General features: G+C 62.9%; 2 pseudogenes. Both read left to right on the plus strand.

What is annotated here, in order from left to right:
• Positions 1 to 482 (plus strand): annotated as a pseudogene (locus EN925_RS38595) (acyl-[acyl-carrier-protein]--UDP-N-acetylglucosamine O-acyltransferase); the annotation flags it as partial.
• Positions 469 to 650: pseudogene (locus EN925_RS38600) on the plus strand (DUF1009 domain-containing protein); the annotation flags it as partial. The pseudogenes EN925_RS38595 and EN925_RS38600, both read left to right, overlap by 14 nt.

Raw genomic sequence — 650 nt, forward strand, 5'->3', positions numbered from 1 at the left:
CCTACGCCCATATCGCCCATGATTGCGTCGTCGGCAACAATGCGACGTTCGCCAATGGCGCAACGCTGGGCGGCCACTGCGAGGTCGGTAACAACGTCTATATCGGCGGCCTGACCGCAGTGCATCAGTTTGTCCGCATCGGCGACAACGCCTTTCTGGGCGGTTGCTCCGCGATCGTCGGCGATGTCATCCCCTTCGCCATAGCGGTCGGCAACCGCGCCAGTTTGCGCGGTCTCAACATCATCGGGCTCAAGCGCTCCGGCCTGCCGAGGTCCGAAATCCTTGTGCTGCGCAAGGCTTACAGGATGATCTTCGATCGTTCCCGCACTGTTGGCGAGAACATCGAGTTCGCCAAGGCGGAGTTCGCGTCGTCGCCGACCGCCATGAAGATCATCGATTTCATCACCAGTCGCGGCAAGCGGCACTATGCTGTGCCGTCGCTCAAGGGCGGCGATGGCGACGACGTCGATGACGAAGACTGAGACAGCGGCAGCGCGTCTTGATCTTCCGCCGGGCTCCAGGGTCGGCATCATTGCCGGCGGCGGCAGTCTGCCGGTCGAAGTCGCGGCCGGCTCGGTTGAACAAGGCTATCCGCCCTTCGTCATCCTGATGGAAGGCGAGGTCGACCGCATCGCGGAGCTCTCCCGATC

The organism is Mesorhizobium sp. M7A.F.Ca.US.006.04.2.1 (assembly GCF_004022915.1).
GTDB lineage: Bacteria > Pseudomonadota > Alphaproteobacteria > Rhizobiales > Rhizobiaceae > Mesorhizobium > Mesorhizobium ciceri.